An 18,604-nucleotide genomic window follows, 5' to 3' on the forward strand; every position below is an offset into this window, starting at 1 on the left:
AGCGCAGGCCGAGGACGGCCCATCCGCCGCAGGGGCCGTCCGTCGCGGCATCCGACCGGTCCCGCGTATCGAAGGAGCTACCGCATGCCCGTCAGCCGGCGCCCACGCGCCGCCGCCATCGCCGCGATCGCCGCACTCGCGATCGCCCCGTTCACCGCGACCGCCCCGGCGGCCGCGGCCGAACCGTTCCCCGACTTCGTCTACCAGGGCGTCATCACCGACAAGGCGGAGATGCTCTACAACCCGACGAACGAGTTCATCTTCCCGAGCGTGTTCCACGCCGGGGCGTACCTGGACGACCCGCTCGGCGAGTGGTACCTCTACCTCGCCCCGCACGACCGCCCCGCCGGCATCATGCTCATGTACGCCGACAGCCTCGACGGCCCATGGACCGAGTACGAGGCCAACCCGATCATCGCCAGCGACTGGTCGCCGTACTACGACGTCTCGCACGTGTCGTCGCCCGACGCGATCTGGAACGAGGAGGCCGGCGAGGTCTTCCTCTACTTCCACGGCGAGAACTCCGTGACCCGGTACGCGACGAGCACCGACGGCGTCCACTTCGACTACGGCGACGTCGCCGTCACCAACGCGATGGGCGGTCCGGAGGTCACGGAGACGAGCTACGCGCGCGTCTTCGAGCACCCCGACCCCTCGTCCGGGTACCGGTACGGCATGTTCTACATGGCGAACTTCACCGACAACCACCGGCACCTGAAGCTCGCGGAGTCCGTCGACGGCCGCACCTGGGACGTGCGGCCCGGCACCGTGGTCGACCCGGGCACCGGCGACAGCGGCAACGTCTCGGGCGGCAACCTCTGGGAGTGGGGCGGACAGCTCTACGTGATCTACCACAACTCCACGGGCAACGTGATGGCGCGCACCATCGACCCGACGCTCACCGAGGTCGGCGACGCGCAGCTGCTGCACCGCTCGAGCGGCGTCGGCGACGACGTCGGCCGGGTCGCCGCGCCTGAGATCCTGTCGCAGGGCGAGGACACCTGGCTCTTCTACGAGTCCGGCGACCGCCTCGGCGCGACCATCGCATGGGCGAAGGCCGGTCCCGATGTCGAGGGCCCCGGCGGGCCCGACCCCGTCGCCTGGCCCGTCGACCCCGAGAACCCCGTCTTCGACCGGTGCGCCGCACCCGGTTCGGACGAGTTCGAGGGCGACGCGCTCTCGACCGACTGGGACCGCGTCGTCCGCGCGGACGCCGCGCGGCACGCGGTCAGCGACGGCGTGCTCACGATCCCCGCGTACGAGGGCGGCGTGGCCGCGGCATCCCTCCCCCAGCAGGAGCTGCCGGACGGCCCGTGGCAGCTGACCACGAAGGTGACGATCGATGTCGCGGAGCGGTACCAGCAGGCGGGGCTCCTGCTCTACGCGTCCGACACCGTGTACGGCAAGTTCGACCTCGGCCGGGCGACGCCGGGCAAGACGCTGGAGGTCGTGAGGTACCTGAACGGGAACAATCGACAGGACACCGCCGCGCCGGCCGTCCCCGAGGCCGACACCGTGTGGCTGCGCATGACGAGCGACGGCGTCGCGATCCAGTCGAGCGTGTCGTACGACGGCGCGAACTTCACCGACTACGGCCGCCCGTTCCTGTTCTCGGAGACGCCGTTCACCCACGTCGGACCGTACGCCTTCCGCGGCAGCCTCGGCGCCGAGGAGATCGATGCGACGTTCGACTGGATCCGCTGGTCGCCGACGCCCGAGGACTACGAGGCGTGCCTCGCGGAGCTGCTGACCGACGACGACGAGTCGGCGGCGCCCGGCACGGCGGTGCTGAGCTCTACGAGCGGCTGGGAGTACGGCCTCGACGACGGGAACTTCGACGTCCGGATGGACCTCTGGTGGGGCACGAACGCCACCCGGTTCCGGCTCTACCGGGACGACGACCTCATCGCAACGGTCCCCCTCGAGCCGTCGTCGCCCGAGGCGCAGCACGCGAGCGTGCCGATCACGGGCCTGCCGAACGGCACCTACGAGTTCCGCGGCGAGCTCGCGAACTCGCAGGGCACGACGGCCACGAAGCCGCTCACGGTGAAGGTGACCGACGCCGAGCCGGGCACGCCCAAGCTGTCGGACGACGACTGGGACGGCGACGGCACGTTCACGCTCTCGGCCGACCTCTGGTGGGGCACCAACGCCGACTCGTGGCGGCTGCTGCAGGACGGCGAGGAGGTCGCCGCCGGCACGCTCGTCGCGGCGACGCCGGCGGCCCAGCACGTCGAGGTGCCCATCGTGGGCCTCACGGGCGAGCACGTGTTCGTCATGGAGTTCGCCAACGGCGCCGGCACGACCGCGTCGAAGCCGCTCACCGTCGGGTGAGCCGAGCGGGGTCGCGGTGCGCACGGGCGGTGCGCACCGCGGCGTTCCCGGGCGGCTCAGTCGAGGTGGAAGATCTCCGGGAGCTCCATCCACCACTCGCCCTGGCCGCGCTCGGGGTACGGGCGCTGCAGCGGCTCGCACACCGACCACCACTGCTGCGTGGTCGGATCGGCCGCGATGGCGGCCATGTCGGCCTCGAGGTCGTCGCCGACGTACTCCATGTACGCGAAGAGCACGTCGCCGTGGCGGTAGATCGAGTAGTTCCGGACGTTGCTGAGCTTCAGCCGCTCGAGCACCTTCGGCCACACGTCGGCGTGCAGGCGCTCGTACTCCTCGCGGTGCTCGGCGGGCAGGCCGATGACCGAGCCGAGGCGGCGCACGCGGGTCACGCCGGTGCCCCGGGTCGGACCCGTGATCGCGGAGTCGCCGCTCATGCCCGGGCTCCCGCCGCACGAGCGCGGACGTGCGTGACGCCGCCGTCGACCTCGAGCGCCGTGCCGGTGGTCGAGCCCGAGCGTGGGCTCGCGAGGTAGGCGATCGCGCCGGCGACCTCCTCGGGGGTGACCATGCGCCCCGTCGCCTGGCGGGCGTCGAGGGCCGCGCGCTCGGCCACCGGGTCGGCGAACCCCTGGAGCATCCGCTCGACGAACGGGGTCGAGACGGTGCCCGGGCTCACGCAGTTGACGCGGACGCCCTCGCCGACGTGGTCCGTCGCCATCGCGTAGGTGAGGGCGAGCACTGCCCCCTTCGACGCCGAGTACAGCGCGCGCTGCGGGAGGCCGTTCAGCGCGGCGATCGAGCAGAGGTTGACGACGGATGCCGCATCCGATCGCCGCAGCCACGGCAGCGCTGCCGCGGTGACGCGGGCCATCCCCGTGACGTTGACGTCGAGCACGCGCGCCCACTCGGCGTCGTCGTTGTCCTCGACGGTGCCGACCGCGCTGACGCCCGCGTTGTTCACGACCACGTCGATGCGGCCGAACCGGTCGCCGATCGCCGCGACGGCGTCCCCGATCGAGGCGCGGTCGGTGACGTCGGCGGCGAAGCCGACGAGCGGCTCCGGCAGGCCCTCGACGCTGCGATCGAGGACCGCGACGCGCGCACCGCGCGCGGCGAGCTCCTGCGCGGCGGCGAGTCCGATGCCCGATGCGCCGCCGGTCACGACGGCGACGAGGCCGTCGAACTCCGCGGCGCTCATGCCTGCACCAGCTTCTGTCCCGAGCGGCCCAGGCCGTCGATCTCGAGCTCGACGGTGTCGCCGTCCCGGAGGTAGGGCGTGCCCGGCAGCCCGAGCGCGACGCCCGCGGGAGTGCCCGTGTTGATGACGTCGCCCGGCTGCAGCACCATGAACTGGCTGAGGTACCAGATGACGTGCGCGACGGAGAAGAGCATGTTCGCGGTCGAGCCGTCCTGGCGGAGCTCGCCGTTCACCCAGAGGCGCAGGCCGAGCTGCTGCGGGTCGGCGACCTGCCCGGCGGGCACGAGGTCGGGGCCGAACGGGTTGAACGTCTCGCAGCTCTTGCCCTTGTCCCACTGGCCACCGCGCTCGAGCTGGAACTCGCGCTCCGAGACGTCGTGCGAGACGGCGTAGCCGGCGACGTGCGCGAGCGCGTCCTCCGGCGAGTCGAGGTACCGCGCGGCCCGGCCGATGACGACGCCGAGCTCGACCTCCCAGTCGGTCTTCGTGGAGTTCCTCGGGATCAGCACGTCGTCGTTCGGGCCGACGAGCGTGTACGGGTCCTTCATGAAGATGACCGGCTCGGCGGGCAGGGCCGCGCCGGTCTCCTCCGCGTGGTCGCGGTAGTTCAGCCCGATGCAGACGATCTTGCCCGGGCGCGCGATCGGCGCGCCGACGCGGGCGGCGTCGCCGTCGTACTCGGGGAGCGCGTCGAGCGCGTCGCGCACGCGGGCGATGCCGTCGGCGGCGAAGAACGCGCCGTCGTAGTCGGCGGTGACGCCGCGAGCGTCGAGCACGCGGTCGCCGACGCGGACGACGGGCACCTCCCGGCCGGGTGCGCCCAGGCGGGCGAGGGTGAAGCTGTCGGTCATCGTGAGCCTTCCGTGTCGGGGAGCGAGTAGAACCGGCGTGCGGTGCCGGAGAGGATGAGGTCGCGGTCGTTGGCGTCGAGTCCGTCGACCAGCGCCGAGATGCCCGAGAACACGCGCTCGTAGCCGCCGGCGATGAGTGAGACGGGCCAGTCGCCGCCGTACATGAGCCGCCCGGGGCCGAACACGTCGAGCGCGTGCTCGAAGGCGGGGCGGACGGTCTCGACGGTCCAGTCGGCCGGGTCGCCGACGGCCGAGTAGAGGCCGGAGACCTTGGCGTGCACGCGCGGGTTCCGGGCGACCTCGGCGATGAGCGAGGCCCAGGGCTCGTGCTCGTCCTTCCCGATCGGCGGCTTGTTGAGGTGGTCGAGCACGAGGTCCAGGTCCGGATGGCGCTCCGAGACCTCCAGCACCGCCTCGAGGTGCTCGGGCAGGACGCCGACGACGTCGAACGGCACACCGGCCGCCTCGAGGACGCCGAGCCCGGCGTCGACATCGTCGCGGAGCAGCCAGCGCGGGTCGGGCCGGTCGTGGATGAGGTTGCGGACGCCGCGGAACAGCGGCCGGCGTCGGAGCTCCTCGAGCCGCTCGGCCGCGCGCTCCGGCTCGTGCAGGGGCACGTAGCCGACGACGCCGACGACGAGCGGCTCGCTCGCCGCGACCTCGAACATGAGGTCGGTGTCCTCGTCGTCGTCGGCGGACTGCACGAGCACCGTCCCGGTGACGCCGGTCGCGGCGAGGGCCGGGAGCACCTCGTCCATGCCGATGGATCGGTACAGCACGCCGGCCTCCGGCGTGAGCCAGTCGTATCGTGCACGGTCCAGGTCCCAGACGTGCTGGTGGGTGTCGATGATGCCGCTCATGCCGCCTCCTCGCGGTTCGTGGTGAAAGGTCTGATGACTCTGGGTCCAGCACCTATGCTGAGCGCATGGGATCGCGTTCGAACGTCGTCATCGACGGAATCCGCCAGATGATCACCAGCGGCGAGCTCGTCGCCGGCTCCCGGCTGCCGGTCGAGCGCGAGCTCGGCGCCCGGCTCGGCGTCTCCCGCGGACCGCTGCGCGAGGGCGTCCGCGCGCTCGTCGTGCTCGGCGTGCTCGAGACCCGCCAGGGCGACGGCACCTACGTGACCTCGCTCGAGCCGGGCCAGCTGCTCGAGCCGCTCGGCATGCTCGCCGAGCTCCAGAGCCCCGAGAACAGCGTGCACCTGCTCGGCGTCCGACGCGTGCTCGAGCCCGAGGCCGCCGCGCACGCCGCGCTCCGGATCACGGACGAGGAGCTCGCCGAGGCGCGCCGGATCCTCGAGCGCGGCGAGGCGATCCTCGCGGCGGGCGACGACATCGACCTCGAGGCGACGATCGACGTCGACACCGAGTTCCACCGCGTCATCGCGAACGCGAGCGGCAACCCCGCGTTCGCCGCGCTCATCGACGCGCTGGTCGGCCGCACCGCGCGCGCCAGGCTCTGGCGCGCCATCCACCAGCACGGGGCGGTGCACGACACCCAGCGAGAGCACCGCGCCATCCTCGATGCGCTCGAGGCGCACGACCCCGACCGGGCCCGCATCCGCATGAGCGTGCACGTGCTCGGCGTCGAGGACTACACCGAACGGCACGTCGACGAGCAGCCCGTCGACGAGGACTGACGACTCAGGCATCGCGCACGAGCCCCCGCTCGGACAGCGCCCGCCAGAACCCATCGGGGATCTCGGCGCCGTAGCGGGCGACCGTGCCGGCGACCTGGTCGGCGGTGCGCATGCCCACCACGACCGAGACGACGGCCGGATGGCGCAGCGGGAACGCGACGGCGGCCTCGGGCAGCGTCAGGCCGAACTCCTCGCACACGTCGGCGATGGCGTTCGCCCGGGCGATCACCTCGGCCGGAGCGGGGCCGTAGTCGTACGTCGCATCGGTGGCCGGGCGGGGCTTCGAGAGCAGGCCGGAGTTGTAGACGGCCGCGGCGACGATGCCGACGCCGCGCTCGAGGGCGATCGGCAGCAGGTCGTCGAGCGCGACCTGCTCGAGGAGCGTGTAGCGTCCGGCGAGCATCATCACGTCGACGTCGTGCCGGGCGACGAACTCGGCGGGCATCGCCGACTGGTTCATGCCGGCGCCGATCGCGCCGACGACGCCCTCGTCGCGCAGTTCGATGAGCGCCGGGATCGCCTGGGCGTGCGCCTGCGGGCCGTGGCCGTCGGGGTCGTGCAGGTAGGCGATGTCGATGCGGTCGAGGCCGAGCCGCTCGAGGCTCTCCTCGACCGAGCGGCGGACGCCGTCGCGGCTGAAGTCCCATTCGCGGCGGAGCGTCGCCGGGACGGCGAAGCCGCCGTCGTCCATCGTGCCCTCGGGGTACCCGCTCGGCACGAGCAGTCGTCCGACCTTCGTGGAGAGCGCGAACTCGTCGCGGGGGCGATCGCGGAGCGCCTCGCCGAGTCGCCGCTCCGAGAGGCCGAGGCCGTAGTGGGGCGCCGTGTCGAAGTAGCGGATGCCGCTCGCCCAGGCCGCGTCGACCGCCTCGCGCGCCTCGTCGTCGGTCGTCGGCCGGTACAGGTTGCCGAGCTGCGCGGCGCCGAATCCGAGCTCGGTGAGGGCAGCGCCGGACCGCAGGGTGCGACTCAACATCGAGGAACCTCCATGGGACGACAAGACTGTCTAAAGGTTAGATGATTCCGTGCCGAGATTCCATTTCTCTGTCACAATGGACCGAAGCACGGCGCAAAGGTCTCCTGAATCTCTCGCGTCGAACCACAGACATCCGCTGGGAGGATCAATGCTGACCGCCGCGTACACGGGCGACTCGACCATCACCGTCTCGGAGGCCGAACCGCGGCCACCGGCCCACGGCCAGGTGCAGGTGCGGGTCGCCTACGTCGGGCTCTGCGGCACCGACCTGCACATCCTCCACGGCAGCATGGACGCGCGCGTGCAGACCCCGCTCGTGTTCGGCCACGAGATGAGCGGTGAGATCGCCGCGATCGGCGAGGGCGTCGCAGGGTGGAACGTCGGCGACGCCGTGACCGTGATGCCGCTCGCGTGGGACGGCACGTGCCCCGCGTGCCTCGCGGGCAACGAGCACATCTGCCAGAACCTCGACTTCATCGGCATCGACTCGCCGGGCGCCCTCCAGGCGTACTGGAACGTCCCGGCCGACGTGCTCGTCGCGCTCCCCGAGGGCACCGCCCTCGACGCCGCGGCGCTCGTCGAACCCGTCGCGGTCGCCGTCCACGACGTGCGGCGCTCCGAGGTCGCACCCGGCGAGAAGGCCGTCGTCATCGGCGGCGGACCGATCGGCGTGCTCATCGCGACCGTCGCGCGCGCCTTCGGCGCCGAGGTCGCCGTGATCGAACTCGACGCGAACCGCCGCGCGCAGATCGCCGGCCTCGGCTTCGCCACGCTCGACCCGCGCGAGGTCGACCAGGTCGCCTGGGTCGAGGAGTGGACCGGCGGCGCCGGAGCCGACGTCGTGTTCGAGGTCTCGGGGGCCGCCGCAGCGGTGCTCGGCGCGACCTCGCTCGTCAAGGTGCGCGGCACGCTCGTCGTCGTCGCCATCCACCCGCAGCCGCGCGAGATCGACCTGCAGCGCGTCTTCTGGCGGGAACTCCGCATCCTCGGCGCACGCGTCTACCAGCGCACCGACTTCGAGACCGCCGTCGAGCTCGTGGCCGACGGCACCATCCCGAGCGACCTCCTCATCACCAAGGTCGTGCCGCTCGCCGAGACCCGGGCCGCCTTCGACGACCTCGAGGGCGGCCGCGCCATGAAGGTGCTGGTCGACGTCCAGGCCGGCCAGCCGGCGACCGGCGAGGAGGCCCCGGCATGACCGTCAGCTTCGACCTCACCGGGACCACGGCGCTCGTCACGGGCGCCAAGCGCGGCATCGGCTTCGCGATGGCCGAGGCGCTCGCCGCGGCCGGCGCCGACATCATCGCCGTCAGTGCGAGCCTCGAGGCCGAGGGCAGCGCGATCGCCGCGGCCGTCGCCGCCCACGGCCGCAGCTTCGAGGCGCACGCGGTCGACTTCGCCGACCGATCGGCGATCCTCGCCTTCGCCGAGTCGCTCCGCAACCGTCGCATCGACATCCTCGTGAACAACGCCGGCACCATCGAGCGGGCGCCCGCGGCGAAGCATCCGCTCGAGCTCTGGGACCGCGTCGTCGAGGTGAACCTGTCGAGCCAGTTCGTGCTCACCCAGGCCGTCGCGCAGGGCATGCTCGAGCGCGGGCGCGGCAAGGTGATCTTCACGGCCAGCCTGCTGAGCTTCCAGGGCGGCATCAACGTCCCCGGGTACACGGCGGCGAAGTCCGGCATCGCCGGGCTCATCAAGGCCCTCGCGAACGAGTGGACCGCGAAGGGCGTCACCGTCAACGGCATCGCGCCCGGCTACATCGCGACCGACAACACGCAGGCGCTCCGCGACGACCCCGACCGCTCGACGGCGATCCTCGACCGGATCCCGGCAGGTCGGTGGGGCCGCGCCGACGACATCGCCGGGGCGACGGTCTTCCTCGCCTCGCCCGCCGCCGACTACGTCTCGGGCGTCGTGCTCCCCGTCGACGGCGGATGGCTCGGCCGATGATGCTCGACGGCGAGCGGTTCGTCCCGGTCATCGTCCTCGACGACGTCGACCGGGCGGTGCCGGTCGCCGAGGCGCTGCGGCGCGGCGGCATCGGGTGCGCGGAGATCACGCTGCGCACGCCGGCCGGGATCCACGCGATCGCGGCGCTGCGCGACCTGCCCGACTTCACGGTCGGCGCGGGAACCGTGCTCACCCCGGAGGACGTCGATCGGGTCGTCGACGCGGGGGCCCGCTTCGTCGTGAGCCCCGGGCTCGCCGACGACGTCGTCGACCGCGCGCTCGCCCGCGGCGTCGACGTCGTGCCCGGCGTCGCGACGGCGACCGAGGTGCAGCGCGCGGTGCGCCTGGGCCTCACGCACCTGAAGCTCTTCCCAGCCGGCCCGCTCGGCGGGCTCGGGCTGATCCGCGCGCTCGCGGGCCCGTTCCCCGACGTGCGGTTCCTGCCGAGCGGCGGCGTGAGCGCGGCCAACGCCGCCGACTACCTCGCCGACCCGAACGTGTTCGCGGTGAGCGGCAGTTGGATGGCGACCCGTGAGCTGATCGCGGCGGGCGACGTCGAGGCCGTCGAGCGGCTGAGCCGCGAGGCCGTCGCGGCGGTGTCGCCGTGAACGCGCCGGGCTCCCGCGGGGTGCTGACGCTCGGCGAGGGCCTCGGGGTGCTCCGCACGCGCGGCCTCGGCTCGCTCGCCCACGAGTCCGACCTCGTCGTCGGCACCGGCGGCGCCGAGGGCAACGTGGCGATCGGCCTCGCGCGCCTCGGCACCCCCGTGACCTGGCTCGGCCGCGTGGGCGACGACGGGCTCGGCACGCGCGTCGTGCGCGAACTCCGCGCCGAGGGCGTGCACGTCGTCGCGCCGACGGATGCCGCGCCCACCGGCCTCCTCATCAAGGAGACGCCCGCGCCCGGGCGGACCGTCGTGACCTACCACCGCGCCGGCAGCGCCGGCAGCCGGCTCTCCCCCGCCGACCTCGACCTCGTCGACGTCGGTGCGTTCGCGCTGCTGCACGTGACCGGCATCACGCCCGCGCTCTCGAGCACCGCGCACGCCGCGATCGATGGGGCCGTCGACCGGGCGCGCGCCGCCGGGGTGCCGGTCTCGTTCGACGTGAACCATCGCAGCTCGCTGTGGCCGGACCCGGCCTCGGCAGCCATCGTGTACCGCTCGCTCGCGGCGCAGGCCGACCTGGTCTTCGCGGGCCTCGACGAGGCCGAGCTGCTGACCGGGCTGGATGGCGCGGGTGCCACGCCGTCCGGCCTCGCCCGCGCGATCGCCGACCTCGGGCCGAGCGAGGTCGTCGTGAAGCTCGGCGAGGCGGGCGCGATCGCGTTCGCCGACGGCGAGGTGCACGAGCGCGCCGCCGTCCCGGTGGCGGTCGTCGACACGGTCGGCGCGGGCGACGCGTTCGTCGCCGGCTTCCTGGCGGCGCGCCTCGCGGGCGAGGACGTCGACGGGCGGCTCGACCTCGCGGTGCGTACCGGCGCCGCGGCGTGCACGCACCCGGGCGACTGGGAGGGGTTCCCGACCCGGCGCGACCTCGAGCGTCGGCACGGCGACGACCCGGTCACGCGCTGAGCCCGAACGCACCCGGGCGCGCGGCACGCGCCGCCCGCCCTCCCGGACGTCAGCCGAGCCGCAGCACGCCGTCGACGCGACGCGGGATGCCCTCGTAGTCGTCGCGCAACTCGGCGGGCAGCAGCGCCTGCGGCGCGTCCTGCCAGGCGAGCGGCCGCAGGAACCGGCGGATGGCGCTCACGCCGACCGACGTGTGCTGCGAGTTCGTCGCCGGCCACGGCCCGCCGTGGTGCTGCGCCCACGAGACGCGCACGCCCGTCGGGTAGCCGTCGAACACGAGGCGTCCGACGCGCGGCGCGAGCTCGCGCACGAGCGCGGCGACCGCGTCGGCCTCGGACGCCTCGCTGTGCACGGTCGCCGTGAGCGAGTCGGGCACGGCGTCGAGCGCCCGCACGACCTCGGCGTCGTCGGCGTAGCGCACGACGACGATCAGCGGGCCGAAGGCCTCCTCGGTCGCCTCTGCGGTGAGCCCGGCGGCCGTCGTGGCGAGCACGGCCGGCGCGGCCGTGAATCCCGCGCCCGGATCGGCCACGCCCTGCGCGAGCACCTCGAGCGCGCCGTCCGCGACCAGGCGGTCGCGGATCTCGTCGAACGAGGTGGCGATGCGCTCGTTGAGCAGCACGGAGGCCGCGGCATCCGCCGCCTTCGACGCGATGCGCGCGACGAGCGCGTCGCCCGCCGCGCCGGCCGGTACGAACGCGACGCCCGGCTTGGTGCAGAACTGGCCGCTGCCGAGCGTGAACGAGGCGTACAGGCCCTCGGCGATCGCCTCGCCGCGCGCCGCCGCCGCGGCCGGCGTGATGATCAGCGGGTTGAGGCTCGACAGTTCGCCGTAGAACGGGATCGGGCGCGGGCGCGCGTCGATGAGCTCCATGAGCGCGCGGCCGCCGCCGAGCGACCCGGTGAAGCCGACCGCCTGCACGAGCGGGTGCGAGACGAGCACCCGGCCGGCCCCGGTGCCGTAGACGATGCCGATGAGGCCCGCCGGAGCGCCGTGAGCGACCGCTGCGTCGCGCAGCACGGCGTGCGTGGCGCGCGAGGTCTCGAGGTGCGAGGAGTGCGCCTTCAGCACGACGGCGTTGCCCGCGGCGAGCGCCGACGCGGTGTCACCGCCCGCGACCGAGAACGCGAACGGGAAGTTGCTCGACCCGAACACCGCGACCGTGCCGAGCGGCACGAGCATGCGCCGGATCTCGGGCTGGGTGCCGAGCGCGGTCGTTCCGGCGTGGTCGATGGTCGCCTCGAGGACGCCGCCGTCCCGGAGGGCCTCGGCGAACATGCGGAACTGGAAGCTCGAGCGACCGACCTCGCCCGTGAGTCGGGGCAGGCCCAGGCCGGTCTCCCGGTCGGCGATGCCGGCGAGCTCGTCGCGATTCGCGTCGAGCGCGTCGGCGAGCGCGTCGAGCAGTCCGGCCCGCCAGGGGCGGTCCTGGGCGGACGCCTCGGCGAATGCGGCATCCGCTGCCCTGATGACGGCGTCGGCCTCGTCGGGGGTGCATGCGGCGATGCCGGTCGGACGGGTCTCGCCGGTGCGGGGGTCGGTGCTGGTCAGCATCTCGTCTCCAGAGGTCGGTGGGCGCGGGCGGGCTCAGCCCAGCAGGCCGCGCACGGTCAGGGATCGGTAGAGGGCGTCGATGCCGAACGTCCAGGGTTCGGCCTCGGCCGTCGAGCGGACGCGGTTCACGAGCGCGCCGAGGCGGGGCTCGGCGATGCGCACCAGGTCGCCGTCGCGGTGCGTGAACCCCCGGCCGGGCACGTCGCGGTCGTCGACGGGTGCGAACATCGTGCCGAGGTAGAGCACGAAGCCGTCGGGGTACTGGTGGTGCGCGCCGACCACCTGGCCGACGAGGTCGGCGGGGTCGCGGCTGATGCGGGCGAGCTCGCTCGTGCCGTCGAGACGGTAGCCGTCCTCGCCGTCGATGGAGAGGCGCACGACCGAGGCGCGCAGGTCGTCGATGCCGTAGCCGTCGTCGAAGAGCCGGATGAACGGGCCGAGCGATGCCGAGGCGTTGTTGTCCTTCGCCTTGCCGAGGAGCAGCGCGCTGCGGCCCTCGACGTCGCGGAGGTTCACGTCGTTGCCGAGGCTCGCGCCGACGATGCGACTCGTCGAGCTGACGACGAGCACGACCTCCGGCTCGGGGTTGTTCCACTGCGAGGCGGGGTGCACGCCGACGTCGACGCACGGGCCGACCGTCGCGAGCACGGGCGCCTTCGTGAAGACCTCGGCGTCGGGGCCGATGCCGACCTCGAGGTACTGGCTCCACCACCCGCGCTCGATGAGCAGGGCCTTGAGCGCCGCGGCCTCCTCGGAGCCGGGCTTCAGCGCGTCGAGCGAACCGCCGATCGTGCCGAGGATCTCGGCGCGGATGGCCGCCGCCGCGTCCTGGTCGCCGCGGGCACGCTCCTCGATGACGCGCTCGAGCATCGAGACGGGGAACGTCACACCGGCGGCCTTGACGACGTGCAGGTCGATGGGCGAGAGCAGCCACGGGAGCTCGACGTCGCGGGTCTCGGGCGGCGTGTTCGCGAGGAGGTCGTCGAGGGTCCCGAGCACGGGGCCGCCTGCCGCGGCGAGCGCGGCGACCGGGTCGTCGTGCTCGGTGAGCGCCCGCATCGTGGGGAAGGCGCGCGAGACGTCGACGACGCCCTCGGGTCGGAGCGCGACGACGCTCGGGCCGCCTGCAGTCCAGGCGCGGCCGACGAGGGTCGCGGTCTCGGCGTCGTCGGGCAGGATGCCGCGGGCATCGGGCCAGGTCGTGGTGGTGCTCGTCATGGTTCCGGTGGATCCTGTCTCGTCGGTCCGGTCGGGTCGGATGCGCGTCAGCGCCGGTGGAAGACGCCCGCGCGCTTCTCGGCGAAGGCCGCGCGGCCCTCGTGCGCGTCGGCGGTGGCGAAGGTGACCGTCTGCAGGTCGCGCTCGTAGCGCATGGCCTCGTCCTGGGTCATGTTGAACGCGGCGCGGAGGTTCGCCTTCGCGGTCTCCGCCGCGATGGGCGGGCGCGAGGCGATGACGCGGGCGAGGTCGACGGCGCGCGCCAGCAGGTGCTCGGGCTCGACGAGTTCGCTCACGAGCCCCCAGCGCAGCGCCGTCCCGGCGTCGATCGGGTCGCCGGTCATGAGCATGACCGCCGCGTTCGACGGGCCGATCGAATGGGCGAGGAAGGTCGACATTCCGCCGCCGCCGATCCAGCCGAGCTTGATCTCGGGCGCGGCGAAGCTCGCCGTCGTCGAGGCGAGGCGGATGTCGCAGATGAGCGACGTCTCGAGCCCGCCGCCGAACGCGTAGCCGTTGATCGCGGCGATGACGGGCTTCCGCGCCTCCCGGATCGCGTCGCAGTAGTCGGTGCGGTTCCGGAACTCCCACGGCGTGGCGTACGTGTCGAGCGTGCGGATGTCGGAGCCGGCGCAGAAGGCCCGCTCCCCCGCGCCGGTGAGCACGATCGCGCGGATCTCGTCGGCGGCATCCGCCCACTCGACGACCTCGACGAGCGCGTACGACATCTCGGGCGTGACCGAGTTGAGCTTCTCGGGCCGGTCGATCGTGACGATCGCGACGTGGCCGTCGACGTCGAGGCGGATGTTCGGGCTGGTCGGCTGCATCAGGCGGTGCTCCGTTCGCGGGCGAGGGCGTCGAACGCCCGGTCGAGGTCGGCGAGCGCGGCGTCGGGCGATCCGCCCGTGAGCAGGGCTCGGCGCAGGACCGCCGAGGCGGCGGACTGGAACGGGATGTACCCGGGCACGCGCGGGCGCACCCATGCGTCCTCGATGGTCGCGAGCGTGCCACGGTAGAAGTCGCCGGATGCCGCGTTCACGGCGTCGTCGGTCCAGGCGCTCCGCAGGCCGGGCTGGCCGGCGTGCTCGGGGATGAAGGTGCGCTGCGCCTCCGGGGCGAGGAGGCTCGCGAGATGCGCGACCAGCGCGGCATCGGGCGCGCAGCGCCTCGAGATCGCGATCCCGGTTCCGCCGATCGTCGAGCCGCGGCGACCGCCCGCGACGGCCGCTGGCGCGTCGTCGAAGCGCAGCGCGCCGGGCCCGGAAGCGGAGTTCACGTAGCCGTAGACGAGCGGGACGTACGCGATGTCGCGATCGCGCCGCATCCGCTCGAGCAGGCCGATCGGGTTGAGGTCGGCGGAACCCTCGGGCACGCGCGCCGTGAGCTCGGCCATGATGCCGAACGCCTGCGCGCCGACCACGAGGTCGACGAGGCCGCCGCCCGGTTCGACCGCGGGCTCGGCGCCGAGCGCGACGCAGATCGACGCGAACGAGAGGAACGCGTGCGGTCCCGCGAGGCTCAGCGCGACCGGGGCGGCCGTCGAGAGCTCCACGACCTCGTCCCACGTCCGGGGTGCGACGGGCACGAGCTCGGGCACGCGCACCGCCACCTGGGTGGCCGCGTCGAGCGGGAGCGCCCAGAGCCGGCCCTCGAGCGTGTACGACGCCGCGCTCGGGCCGACCGCGCCGGCGCGCACCTCGTCGAGCAGGCTCGGGGGGAACACCTCGTCGAGCGGCCGGATCGATCCCGTCTCGAGCGCATCGCCGAGGTGCGGGTGGTCGAGCACGATCACGTCGTACCGCTCTGCGAGCTCCTCGATGGGTGCCGACTCGAAGCCCTCGAGCGAGTGCACGTCCCAGGCGATGAGCGGAGCGCCCGCGGCATCCGTCGCAGTCTCGGCCGCGCGCTCGAGCGCCAGGCGGCCACGCGGGTGGTCCCAGGTGAGCCCGCGGTAGCGGGCCATCACGCGCTCGCGGCGACCGGCGCCGTCTCGGTCGCGCGCGCCGCCCCCGAGGCGAGCAGTGCGTCGACGGCGGCGTCGTCGAACCCCGCCTCGACGAGGATCTCGCGCGTGTGCTCGCCGACGAGCGGCGCACCCCGGTACACCTGCGGCGGCGTCGCCGAGAAGCGGTACGGGAAGCCGGGGGTCTTCACGTGACCCTCGGTGGGGTGGTCGTACTCGACGAACGTGCCGTTGTGCGCGACCTGCGGGTCGTCGACGAGCTCCTGGTATCCGTAGACCGGGCCGATCCACATGCCGGCGGCGCCGAGCGTCTCGATCCAGTAGCCGGCGGGTTTCTCGCGGAGCTTCGCCGCGGTGCGCTCGTGGATCTCGTCACGGCGCGTCCAGCCCTCGACCTCGCTGCGCCAGCCCTCGAACGCGGGCTCGTCGATGAGGCGGCCGAGTTCGTGCAGGTCGGCGAACGCGAGCGCGACGAATCCGTCGCTCGTCTCGAAGACGCCGTACGGCGCGCGGATGTAGACGTGCGCGTGCGGCTCGGCCGAGCGCTCCTGCGTCTTGCGGCCGACGGTGAACACCGAGAGCTCCTGCATCTGGAGGGTCGTCAGCGCGTCGAGCATGTTGACCGTGACGAGCTGGCCCTCGCCCGTGCGCTCCCGGTGCAGCAGCGCGGCGAGCACGCCCTCGAACGCGGTCGACGCGGTCACGGCGTCGGCGAGGTACTGGCCGGCGGGCGACGGCTCGTCGCCATGGCGGCCGGCCGAGAGCATCGCGCCCGACATCGCCTGCAGCAGCAGGTCCTGGCCGGGGCGGTCGCGGTACGGGCCGTCCTCGCCGTAGCCCGAGATCGACACGTAGACGATCGACGGGTTGATCGCGCGGAGCGACTCGTAGTCGACGCCGAGGCGTGCGGCGACGCCCGGGCGGTAGTTCTGCAGGAAGACGTCGGCGCCCGCGACGAGTTCGCGCAGCGCGGCCCGGCCCTCCTCGGACTTCAGGTCCAGCGCGACCGAGCGCTTGTTGCGGTTGAGCGAGAGGAACGAGACGTTGATCTCGTTGCCCGCCGCGCCGCCGGCCGCGGCGTGGCGCTGCCATTCGCCCGTCGTCGGCTCGACCTTGACGACGTCGGCGCCGAGGTCGCCGAGGCGCTGGGCCGCGAACGGGCCCGCCATGGCGATGGAGCAGTCGAGTACGCGGTAGCCCGCGAGCACTCCGGGCTTCGGGGACTCGTGGGTCTGGTCGACAGGGTCCTGGTCGACGGGGGTCTGGGTCACGCGGACTCCTCGTGCTGGTGGGCGACTCCGGCGTCGGCCGGGCCGTGGACGGCGACCTCGGCGCCGCCGTCGGCGGCGCTGCGCAGCATCGCGTCGATGAGCTCGACTGAGCGCGCGGCGACGTCGGCGTCCGAGTTGTTCTCGGTGCTGGCGCCGGTGATGAGGTCGATGAAGCGGTTCGGCGGCACGATGCACTCGTAGGCGCCCGCGCCGGGCTCGATGTCGAGGTCCCACTGCTGCCCGTCGTAGCGGTGCAGCGAGACGCGCTCGCGCTCGGTGTCGAGGAGCAGCACGCCCTCGGTGCCGAAGATGCGGAGGTCGACCTGGTACGGGTTGCCGTCGGGCAGCGTCGCGGCCCCCGAGAGCGACCCGATCGCGCCGCCGTCGAAGGTGATGACGGCCGCGTCGAACAGGTCGACCGCGGCGCCGCCGTTCGAGACCTTGGCCATGACGGATGCCGCGCGCAGCTCGCTCAACCAGAAGAGCAGCGCGCTCGAGTGCGTGACCTGCCCGTGGGCGTATCCGCCGCCGCGCCCCGGCGACTGCCAGGTGCGCGGGTCGGGCCCGCTCGTCTTCGAGTCCCACAGCGAGCGGATGTGGTTGGTGTCGCCGGCGAAGAGTCCGCGCGTGGGCGAGGCCATGTGGCAGAGCACGTGCTGGATCTCGCCGAGGTGCCCGGCCTCGACGAGTCGCTTCGCCTCGACCGTGAAGGGCATGTAGTTCCAGCCGTACGGGGCGAGGAAGTGCACGCCCGCATCGCGAACCCGATCGGCGAGGTCCCAGCCCTGCTCGGCCGTCAGCGTCACGGGCTTCTCGACGAGGACGTGCAGGCCGCGCTCGATCGCGGCGACCGCCTGCGGATGGTGCAGGTCGTGCGGCGTCGTGATCACGACCGCGTCGAGGTCCTGGTCGAGGAGCTCGTCGTAGTCGCCCGTCGCCATGCCGAAGCCGAACTGCGCGCGCACGTCCTCGAGCTCGGGCCCGATGCCGCACACGCCGACGAGCTCGACGTCCTCGCGGCCCGCGAAGATCGGGAAGTGGTTGCTCGTCGCCCACCAGCCGGCGCCCACGGCGCCGAGCCGCACCCGCCCGGTCATCGGACGAGGCTCCAGCGACGGCGGCCCGCGGCATCCGCCTGCTCGGCCACGACGCCGCGAGCGGCGAGCCGCTCGAGGTTGCCCGTCACGGGGAAGACGGCGTAGTCGAGCGCGTCGGCCGGCCACGGGCCGAGCTCGGCGCCCGCGGTGCGCACCAGCTCGAGCGTCGTGCGCGGGCCGTCGGCGGCATCGAGCACGTCGAAGAGCACCTCGTCGATGCGCTCGGTGTACGCCTCGCTCTCGTCGAGGAACCGCCGCACCCCGGCGCCCTCGTACACCGGGTAATGCGCGGTGAGCAGCAGGTCGGCGTCGAGGTCGCGGAACGCGGAGAGGCTCGCGACGTACGGCTCGACGTCGCGGTAGGTGGGCGGGAACGCGGCGCGGCCGTCGGCGTACGGCACGGTGGTGCCGAGCGTGGCGTCGCCGATCAGGAGCGCGCGATTCGAGGGGTCGTGCACCGCGACGTGGCCCGGGCTGTGTCCCGGGACGTGCAGCACGCGCACGCTCCGGCCGCCGAGGTCGAACTCCTCGCCGCCGGCGACGCGCCGGTCGACCCGGACGAGGTCGGAGACGCTCCGCAGGTACGCGGTCGTCTCGGGCGGGTCGTCGAAGCCGTCGGTCTCGCGGAACTCGCCGTAGCGGACGTCGATGAGTCGCTGGATGTCCTCGACGAGCTCGGTGTCGAGGTCGTGCGCGACGATCTCCACCGTCGGGATCGCCGCCTTCAGCGCGCCGTTGCCGCCCGTGTGGTCGAAGTCGCAGTGCGTGTTGACGGCCCAGCGCAGCTTCTCGCGCGGGATGCCGGCCTCGTCGAGGTACGGCAGCAGCGTCTCGGTGATGCTCTCCCGGATGCCGGTGTCGACGAGCAGCGCGGCGTCGTCGCCCACGAGCAGGTAGAGCGCCACGAAGCGCTCCCCGAGCGGCGCCTGCACGCGGTGCAGGCCCTTCCTGATCTCCATCGGAACCTTCCCGT

Annotated in this window: 18 protein-coding genes; 6 read left to right on the forward strand and 12 right to left on the reverse strand. The window is 73.3% G+C overall.

The window, feature by feature from the left end:
• Positions 1-84 precede the first annotated feature (84 nt).
• The gene (locus ABME02_RS01995) at positions 85-2,334 is read left to right on the forward strand and encodes a beta-xylosidase family glycoside hydrolase (protein WP_353813592.1); all 2,250 of its coding nucleotides are present in this window, start codon (positions 85-87) and stop codon (positions 2,332-2,334) included.
• 56 nt (positions 2,335-2,390) lie between these two features.
• Here ABME02_RS01995 and ABME02_RS02000 read toward each other — a convergent pair whose 3' ends face one another.
• Genes ABME02_RS02000 through ABME02_RS02015 form a run of 4 tightly spaced genes read right to left on the reverse strand, consistent with a single transcriptional unit; the run spans position 2,391 to position 5,243 of the window.
• Positions 2,391-2,768, reverse strand: coding sequence for an L-rhamnose mutarotase (locus ABME02_RS02000; protein WP_353813593.1), 378 nt, complete (start codon positions 2,766-2,768; stop codon positions 2,391-2,393).
• Positions 2,765-3,532 (reverse strand): SDR family NAD(P)-dependent oxidoreductase, encoded by a 768-nt coding sequence (locus ABME02_RS02005; RefSeq protein ID WP_353813594.1) that lies wholly within the window; start codon positions 3,530-3,532, stop codon positions 2,765-2,767. The genes ABME02_RS02000 and ABME02_RS02005 overlap by 4 nt, the downstream gene beginning before the upstream one ends.
• Positions 3,529-4,383: a fumarylacetoacetate hydrolase family protein gene (locus tag ABME02_RS02010; protein WP_353813595.1), complete on the reverse strand. Its 855-nt coding sequence runs from the start codon at positions 4,381-4,383 to the stop codon at positions 3,529-3,531. Before ABME02_RS02010 ends, ABME02_RS02005 begins: the two co-directional genes overlap by 4 nt.
• The gene (locus tag ABME02_RS02015) at positions 4,380-5,243 is read right to left on the reverse strand and encodes an amidohydrolase family protein (RefSeq protein WP_353813596.1); all 864 of its coding nucleotides are present in this window, start codon (positions 5,241-5,243) and stop codon (positions 4,380-4,382) included. Before ABME02_RS02015 ends, ABME02_RS02010 begins: the two co-directional genes overlap by 4 nt.
• A gap of 65 nt (positions 5,244-5,308) precedes the next feature.
• On the opposite strand from ABME02_RS02015, the gene ABME02_RS02020 reads away from it, so the two are divergent.
• A complete protein-coding gene (locus tag ABME02_RS02020; protein ID WP_353813597.1) occupies positions 5,309-6,025 on the forward strand; it encodes a FadR/GntR family transcriptional regulator in 717 nt (238 codons plus the stop codon).
• A 4-nt stretch (positions 6,026-6,029) separates the two neighbouring features.
• Here ABME02_RS02020 and ABME02_RS02025 read toward each other — a convergent pair whose 3' ends face one another.
• The gene (locus ABME02_RS02025) at positions 6,030-7,001 is read right to left on the reverse strand and encodes an aldo/keto reductase (RefSeq protein ID WP_353813598.1); all 972 of its coding nucleotides are present in this window, start codon (positions 6,999-7,001) and stop codon (positions 6,030-6,032) included.
• A 148-nt stretch (positions 7,002-7,149) separates the two neighbouring features.
• Between ABME02_RS02025 and ABME02_RS02030 the strand changes: the two genes are divergently transcribed.
• Genes ABME02_RS02030 through ABME02_RS02045 form a run of 4 tightly spaced genes read left to right on the forward strand, consistent with a single transcriptional unit; the run spans position 7,150 to position 10,527 of the window.
• Positions 7,150-8,199, forward strand: a complete 1,050-nt coding sequence (locus ABME02_RS02030; RefSeq protein ID WP_353813599.1) for a zinc-dependent alcohol dehydrogenase — start codon at positions 7,150-7,152, stop codon at positions 8,197-8,199.
• Positions 8,196-8,954 (forward strand): SDR family oxidoreductase, encoded by a 759-nt coding sequence (locus tag ABME02_RS02035; RefSeq protein WP_353813600.1) that lies wholly within the window; start codon positions 8,196-8,198, stop codon positions 8,952-8,954. The genes ABME02_RS02030 and ABME02_RS02035 overlap by 4 nt, the downstream gene beginning before the upstream one ends.
• Positions 8,951-9,562: a bifunctional 4-hydroxy-2-oxoglutarate aldolase/2-dehydro-3-deoxy-phosphogluconate aldolase gene (gene eda / locus ABME02_RS02040; protein ID WP_353813601.1), complete on the forward strand. Its 612-nt coding sequence runs from the start codon at positions 8,951-8,953 to the stop codon at positions 9,560-9,562. The genes ABME02_RS02035 and eda overlap by 4 nt, the downstream gene beginning before the upstream one ends.
• Complete coding sequence (locus ABME02_RS02045; RefSeq protein ID WP_353813602.1) at positions 9,559-10,527, forward strand: sugar kinase; 969 nt, start codon at positions 9,559-9,561, stop codon at positions 10,525-10,527. Before eda ends, ABME02_RS02045 begins: the two co-directional genes overlap by 4 nt.
• A 49-nt stretch (positions 10,528-10,576) precedes the next feature.
• On the opposite strand, the gene ABME02_RS02050 is transcribed toward ABME02_RS02045, so the two are convergent.
• Genes ABME02_RS02050 through ABME02_RS02080 form a run of 7 tightly spaced genes read right to left on the reverse strand, consistent with a single transcriptional unit; the run spans position 10,577 to position 18,590 of the window.
• Positions 10,577-12,082 (reverse strand): aldehyde dehydrogenase family protein, encoded by a 1,506-nt coding sequence (locus ABME02_RS02050; protein ID WP_353813603.1) that lies wholly within the window; start codon positions 12,080-12,082, stop codon positions 10,577-10,579.
• A 33-nt stretch (positions 12,083-12,115) separates the two neighbouring features.
• Entirely contained in the window at positions 12,116-13,300 is a 1,185-nt protein-coding gene (locus ABME02_RS02055; RefSeq protein ID WP_353813604.1) for a fumarylacetoacetate hydrolase family protein, read from the reverse strand.
• 47 nt (positions 13,301-13,347) lie between these two features.
• Positions 13,348-14,127 (reverse strand): enoyl-CoA hydratase/isomerase family protein, encoded by a 780-nt coding sequence (locus ABME02_RS02060; protein ID WP_353813605.1) that lies wholly within the window; start codon positions 14,125-14,127, stop codon positions 13,348-13,350.
• A complete protein-coding gene (locus ABME02_RS02065; protein ID WP_353813606.1) occupies positions 14,127-15,263 on the reverse strand; it encodes a hypothetical protein in 1,137 nt (378 codons plus the stop codon). The genes ABME02_RS02060 and ABME02_RS02065 overlap by 1 nt, the downstream gene beginning before the upstream one ends.
• Positions 15,263-16,534 carry a CaiB/BaiF CoA transferase family protein gene (locus ABME02_RS02070; RefSeq protein ID WP_353813607.1) on the reverse strand — a complete coding sequence of 424 codons (1,272 nt, stop codon included), beginning with the start codon at positions 16,532-16,534 and terminating at the stop codon, positions 15,263-15,265. The genes ABME02_RS02065 and ABME02_RS02070 overlap by 1 nt, the downstream gene beginning before the upstream one ends.
• Complete coding sequence (locus ABME02_RS02075) at positions 16,531-17,631, reverse strand: Gfo/Idh/MocA family protein (RefSeq protein ID WP_353813608.1); 1,101 nt, start codon at positions 17,629-17,631, stop codon at positions 16,531-16,533. The genes ABME02_RS02070 and ABME02_RS02075 overlap by 4 nt, the downstream gene beginning before the upstream one ends.
• Positions 17,628-18,590: an MBL fold metallo-hydrolase gene (locus ABME02_RS02080; protein ID WP_353813609.1), complete on the reverse strand. Its 963-nt coding sequence runs from the start codon at positions 18,588-18,590 to the stop codon at positions 17,628-17,630. The genes ABME02_RS02075 and ABME02_RS02080 overlap by 4 nt, the downstream gene beginning before the upstream one ends.
• Positions 18,591-18,604: the final 14 nt, after the last annotated feature.

Origin of the sequence: Agromyces zhanjiangensis (genome assembly GCF_040496055.1) — a bacterium.
GTDB lineage: Bacteria > Actinomycetota > Actinomycetes > Actinomycetales > Microbacteriaceae > Agromyces > Agromyces zhanjiangensis.